Source organism: Acidobacteriota bacterium, assembly GCA_022340665.1.
In the GTDB taxonomy this organism is placed as follows: domain Bacteria; phylum Acidobacteriota; class Thermoanaerobaculia; order Thermoanaerobaculales; family Sulfomarinibacteraceae; genus Sulfomarinibacter.
This window is the reverse complement of sequence record JAJDNM010000066.1, coordinates 1-6,281: the sequence shown is the minus strand read 5'-3', so window position 1 is coordinate 6,281 and position 6,281 is coordinate 1. Positions and strand designations below refer to the sequence as shown.

Genomic DNA, 6,281 nt, shown 5'->3' with positions numbered 1-6,281 from the left:
CCAAAGGCCTCGAAGACCGCAGGTTGTACGAATGCTCCCCGACGATCGGCGACAAACCGATAGAGCTCACCACCCGTGACCCTGTCGACGTGGTGCACCCAGCGCATCTGGCCGTCGAGCTCGTACTCATCCATCAGCTCGTGCATGCGGTGGATTTCCGCCGTTTCCTCGGTATCTCGTGACTCTTCCGGGTCCACGAAGCCCGCTACAAGAAACAGATTGGCCTGTTGGCGGAGGCGATCGCTTTCGCCGAACCACTTCGCCAGACCGGTGAGGTTCTTGATCCGATCGAGTCGCGCCATCGAGAACAAAACCGGTTTGTCAGGATTCTCGAGCTGGCCGCGGGAGCCGGGGAGACCATCTTCCAACAGTCGGGACTCGAGTTCGGGACGGAGACCGTGGAGGCGGCGATCGGTCTCGGTGTATGGGAAGTAGATGTCGGGATCGGCTCCCGGTGAAACGATGTTGAAGCGCGGGTCGAAGACATCGATTCCATCGACGACCCGATACAGACCGGGCAACGTGAAGGAACGATAGCTCTCGTACTGTCCAACGCTTTCCGAGGTGCCGGCGATCTCCTGATAGGTGCTGGTGATGATGAAATCGGCGGCATTCATGGCGATCAGGTCAGCTGTGAACTGACAGGAAAAATGGTAGTGCCCCTCGTTATCGAGCCAGTAGAGATCGGACAGGAGGTACTTCGTCTTCTCGAGAGCGTGTGCAATGGTGCACTTGGTGACCCCGAGTCGCTCGCCGACAATGCTGGCGACGAGGTTGCCGTCCGAGTAATTGCCGATCACCAGATCGGGTTTGGTGGTGAGCTCGGCAACGATCTCACGTTGTGCTTCGAGGGCGAAACTCTCGAGGTACGGCCAGATCTCGAAGCGCGAGATCCACTGTGGAATGATTTCTCCGCTCGTGCTCCTGAATGGCACACGGAGAATGCGCGCGTTCGCGGTGCCGGAAATCGGTTCCAGCCGCTGATCGCAGGTCGTCTGGCCGGCCTCGGGGATCAACCGTGTAACGACCAGAATCTGCGGCTCGTAGTCGACGCCCTGTGCGTGCAAGCGCCGCCTCATCTCGTGCTCGAGAGCTCTCACCTGGTCGAGAATGTAGACAACCTGGCCGCCGGTATCCGGCAGGCCCATCACGTTGGACTGTGCGAAGTAACCGTGCGGCGACATGATGGCGACGTTGAAGATCATTGGGATTCGCGCGAGAAAATTTTCCAGCAGGCGGGGGCCCGGAGCTTCGAGAAGGTCCTGTAGGAGCTGGAGAGTTTCCTGGATCCGGGTCACAGTACGCCCCCAACCCGGCTCGAATCCGAGACCGAGCAGACCCGGCTCGACATCTGGCCACTGCGCTTCGGGATTCTGCCTTTTGAGATAATCACGGGCCTCCCGCAACGCCCGACGCACAGCCTCGGGATCGTCGAGTTGCGGATTGAGCATGAGCTGCCGGTCGTTGATGGTGTGGAGGGACAGGAACGAGACCAGACGTTTCAAGCCTATCTCCGCCTGCGAGAGGAGTTGCCCGGAGAGCTGGCGGTTGAGAAACTCGAGCCCGCGCCCGATCGAGTGGTCCTCACGCAGCCGCGGAAAATCGCGGCTGAAAGGCCCGAAGTCGATCTCCACCGGCCATCCAGTCGTGGACCCGCCGCGTTCGATCAGAGACTCTTTGAATGACAGATACCGCGCCACGGAAATCCACTCGAGCTGAAGCGTTTCGGCGTGGATCCGGAAGAATGTCCATCGCCCGACATCCGGGCGGATGGCCAGATAGACCCAGGGGACCTGGATAGCCGCCTCCTGGGTGAGCTCGATCGCGTCTCCGAGAACGCTGCCTACAAGCACCCGACCGTGCCCGGTGGCACAGAAGTCGGTGAAGCCATCGATGAGGTCCGATCGCAGCAAAAATGGTTGGTTACGGCTGAAGTAGGTGTGGAGAAGCATGTATACCGGTGCCCGATTGGCCTCGATGAACTCCTGAACGGTTGCTGTGTTGATCGCCATGGGCTCCTTTGCTCGCAGTCTCCAAGCGCTTGGACAATTGTAAGGGTATCGGAGCAACACGGTCGTGTGTTCCGAGACGGCCGTGAATGCAGGCCTCGAACTCGGCGGCCGGAGGGTCGCCGGCACCATGCTAGCCTGACGGCCAATCTGAAGAACACCGAATTCCCGGGAACAGAGGCATGACCGAGTTCTGCATTTCGAAGATCGACCTCGCAGTCCTCGTCGCCTACGTGCTCGGAGTGCGGGTCTTCTTTGGATGGGCGGTGTCGAGGCGCATCCGGGACAAGGGCTCCGAGGGATACTTCCTCGGCGGACGGCGTCTGACCTGGCCGCTGATCGGGCTCTCGTTCTACGTCTCCAACATGAGCGGCAGCACCTTTGTCGCGCTCCCGGGGAGTGCGTATCACTACGGCATCGGCGCCTACAACTACGAGTGGATGCCGGCTTTGATTCTGGTTGTCTTCGCCGTTTTCATGCTCCCCCTCTTCCTGAGGAACCGGGTCGTCACTGCCCCGGAGTACCTCGAGAGGCGTTTCGACGGTTGGTCGAGGGTGTTGTTCTCGGCCTTCCTGCTCGTGGCCAACATATTCATCGATGCCGCGGCCGCCCTCTATGCCGGAGCGACGGTCATGACCGTGCTCTTCCCCGGCGTACCGCTTTGGGTCATCGTCGCGGCGGCCGCGCTCGTGGCGGGGCTCTACATTTTGGTTGGCGGGCTCGAGGCGGTGGTGATCAACGACACCCTGCAGGCGGCACTCATCATCGTCGGCGGCACCGTTATCGGTGCCATGACCCTAGCGAGAATTCCCTCCTGGGAGGCGGTACGGACGGCGGCACCACCCAACGCGCTGCACCTCGGGTTGCCGGCGAATGACCCAGTGATGCCGTGGCCGGGCCTGGTGACCGGAGTGTTGGTCGTCGGCCTCTACTTCTGGTGCACGAACCAGTTCATGATCCAGCGAGCCCTAGGTGCCCGTTCCCTCGACCACGGCCGCTGGGGCGCGATCTTCGCCGGCGCCCTCAAGCTCCCGAACCTCTTTATTCTGATCCTCCCCGGCGTCATGGCAACTGCCCTCTACCCGAGGCTCGAGCGGCCCGACCTGGTGTTTCCAACCCTGGCGTTCGATCTGCTGCCCGTCGGCTTCCGCGGCCTCATCCTCGCCGCCCTCGCGGCGGCCATCCTCTCCAGCCTCGAGTCGATCTACAACTCGGCCTCGACCCTTTTTACATTCGACTTTGCCGCCCGGGCGAGGCCAGGGATGTCGGATGAGCAGCTCGTCCGTACGGGGAGGTGGGCAACAGTCGCCTTCATGGTGCTGTCGGCCGCCTGGGCGCCGCAAATCTCACGCTTTCCGACCCTCTGGCAGTACCTCCAGTCGGTGCTTTCCTACATCACTCCGCCTGTGGTTGCCGTCTTCCTGTTCGGAATGCTGTGGCGCCGAGCGACACCGCCAGCTGCAGCGGTGACCCTTGCGGTGGGCCTACCGATCGGCCTGCTGGGGTGGGTGGTCAACGAAATCGCTGAAGTTCTCTCGATCCAGTACCTGTATGCGAGTGGAGTGATGTTCGCCGTCAGCTGCGCCCTGATGGTCGGCGTCAGCCTGGTCACTCGACCGGCCGGTGAGGAACGCCTCGGCGCCACAGTGTGGAACAGGAGTATCTGGAAAGAGGACCTTCGTGCACTCCAAGGCGCTCCCTGGTATCGCAACTGGATGGTGCTTTCGGCGTTGCTACTGTCCGCCACCGCAGTCATCGTTACCTGGTGGTGGTGACAGGGTTTCGCGCTTGACAGAGCAAGAGAGCAGCACGAGCTGAGATCCCGACTCTCCTACAGCCTGCGCCTCGGCAAAACGAAATAGCTCTCGGTCGTTGCCGCCTGTACAATTCGCGGAGGAATCGCCATGCACGACGATCGCACTGTGACCCACTACCGGGCATGCAACCTGTGTGAGGCCATCTGTGGCCTTTCCATCGAGGTCAGTGGTGGCGAAATCAAGGCCATCCGTGGCGACAGGGATGACCCGTTCAGCGGTGGCCACATCTGCCCAAAGGCGGTGGCGCTCCAGGATATTCACAACGATCCCGATCGTCTTCGCCATCCAGTGCGTCGCACGGGGGGCGGAACATGGAAACGCGCCAGCTGGGACGAAGCACTCGACGAGGTCGGCAGCCGCCTGCGAGAGGTGCAGAGGATTTATGGACGTGACGCGGTCGCGCTGTACGTTGGAAATCCTGCTGTTCATAACTGGGGTTCGTTGCTCTTCGGTCCACTGCTGAGCAGGGCCCTGCAGACAAGAAACCGATATTCGGCCACTTCGGTCGACCAGTTGCCGCACCACGTGGCCGCCACGTTGATGTTCGGTCACAAGCTGTTGCTACCCGTTCCTGACGTGGACCGAACCCGTTTCCTGCTCGTTCTCGGCGCCAACCCGGTGGTGTCGAACGGCAGCATGATGACAGCACCGGGAATCCGACGGCGGCTCGAGAATCTGATGCATCGTGGTGGTCGATTGGTCGTGGTCGACCCCCGGCGAACCGAAACCGCGGTGTTGGCCAACCGGCACCTGTTCATCCGGCCGGGCAGCGACGCCCTGCTCCTGATGGCTATGCTGCAGGTCATTTTCTCTGAAAACCTCGAAAGACCTGGTGCGGCGGCTGAATACTGCGACTCGATCGATGTGGTGCGCGAGTTGGTGGCCGACGTGACGCCCGAAGCTGTCGCTCCGGAAACAGGCATCGACTCGACGGCGATTCGTCACCTCGCTCGTGAATTCGTCGCCGCCCCTTCCGCGGTCTGCTACGGAAGGCTCGGGGTGTCGACACAGGCATTCGGTGGACTCTGCCAGTGGTTGGTGAATCTGCTCAACATCGTCACCGGTAACCTCGATCGGCCGGGCGGAGCCATGTTCACCAGACCGGCTGTCGATCTCGTGGCAAGTACGAGTCCAGGCCACCTCGGGAGGTATGAAAGTCGGGTGCGGGGCCTACCTGCCTATGCGGGCGAGCTACCGGTTGCGGCCCTAGCGGAGGAGATCCTGACAGAGGGCGATGGTCGTGTGCGGGCCCTGCTCACGCTTGCTGGCAACCCAGTGTTGTCGACACCGAACGGTGCACAGCTCGATCGCGCTCTCGAAGGCCTCGACTTCATGGCGGCTGTCGATTTCTACCTCAACGAGACCACCCGACACGCCGACATCATCCTGCCGCCGACATCGGCCCTCGAGCATGACCACTACGACCTGGTGTTCAATCTGTTGGCAATTCGCAACGTGGCGCGATATTCGACGGCTCTTTTCGAGCCGGCGCCTGACACCCGGCACGATTGGCAGATCCTGGCCGAGCTGCACCGGCGATTGGACGACAGCCCTCCTCTCGCGCAGTTCAAGCGGTGGCTGAATGCGAAGATCGGCCCACGGCGCATGCTCGATCTTGGTCTGCGAAAGGGACCGTGGGGCTCGGGATTTCGACCGTTCGGGGGTGGTCTCAACCTGGCCAAGCTGGAACGAGAGGTCCATGGGCTCGATCTCGGTCCGCTCGAGCCCTGCCTTCCCGAGCGGCTGCGGACACCAGGACGGCGCGTCGAACTCGCGCCGGCGCCGTTTCTCGAGGACGCTCGTCGGCTCCTAACCACCCTCAACGGAGACCCGTCCGAACAGCCGCTGCTGCTAATTGGGCGGCGCCACCTTCGAAGCAACAACTCCTGGATGCACAACTCGCTCCGCCTGGTGCGGGGGAAGGACCGCTGCACCCTGTTAATGCATCCCGAAGACGCGGATAAACTGGGTGTCGCAAGCGGGGCGATGGTTGCCGTCGTCTCGCGTACTGGGCGCATCGAGGTGCCACTGGAGGTCAGCGACGAGGTCCTGCCCGGCGTCGTCAGCCTGCCACACGGGTGGGGCCACGACCGCCCGGGCGTCCAGCTTTCGGTTGCTCAGAAGCACCCGGGGGTCAGCATCAACGATCTGACCGACGATGCGATGGTCGACGATCTCTGTGGCAATGCTGTTCTCAGCGGCGTTCCGGTGCGGGTAGAGCCGCTCTAGCCCGCATTATTCATGAGGCTTCGTAGCGAGAATGGCGGGGTACTGTGACCAGTGGGATTTGCGACCCGAGGGGCGTGCAGGCGTAGTTGACGATACGTCGAGCACCCCGAGGCGAGCAAACACCGCTGGGTGCGGTATATCGCCGGCGGCCGGACCGGGGGGGGGTAGAAGTTTGAAGCGTGTTGTCCTGGGACGCGCTCTCCCTGACGCCGGTTTCTGCCGTATC

General features: G+C 62.1%; 3 protein-coding genes. 2 read left to right on the top strand and 1 reads right to left on the bottom strand.

Annotated features, from left to right (window positions below):
• Positions 1-2,012: sucrose synthase (locus tag LJE93_08550; protein MCG6948945.1), on the bottom strand; the 2,012-nt coding region annotated here is incomplete at its 3' end.
• A 179-nt stretch (positions 2,013-2,191) separates the two neighbouring features.
• Here LJE93_08550 and LJE93_08545 point away from each other — a divergent pair.
• Both LJE93_08545 and LJE93_08540 read left to right on the top strand, forming a co-directional pair.
• Positions 2,192-3,784 carry a sodium/solute symporter gene (locus LJE93_08545; protein MCG6948944.1) on the top strand — a complete coding sequence of 531 codons (1,593 nt, stop codon included), beginning with the start codon at positions 2,192-2,194 and terminating at the stop codon, positions 3,782-3,784.
• A gap of 129 nt (positions 3,785-3,913) precedes the next feature.
• The gene (locus tag LJE93_08540) at positions 3,914-6,055 is read left to right on the top strand and encodes a molybdopterin oxidoreductase family protein (protein MCG6948943.1); all 2,142 of its coding nucleotides are present in this window, start codon (positions 3,914-3,916) and stop codon (positions 6,053-6,055) included.
• Positions 6,056-6,281 lie beyond the last annotated feature (226 nt).

Bases quoted from the DNA above. Each gene is read 5' to 3' on its own strand.
- LJE93_08540 (MCG6948943.1), top strand. From the start codon at position 3,914: ATGCACGACGATCGCACTGTGACCCACTACCGGGCATGCAACCTGTGT.
- LJE93_08545 (MCG6948944.1), top strand. From the start codon at position 2,192: ATGACCGAGTTCTGCATTTCGAAGATCGACCTCGCAGTCCTCGTCGCC.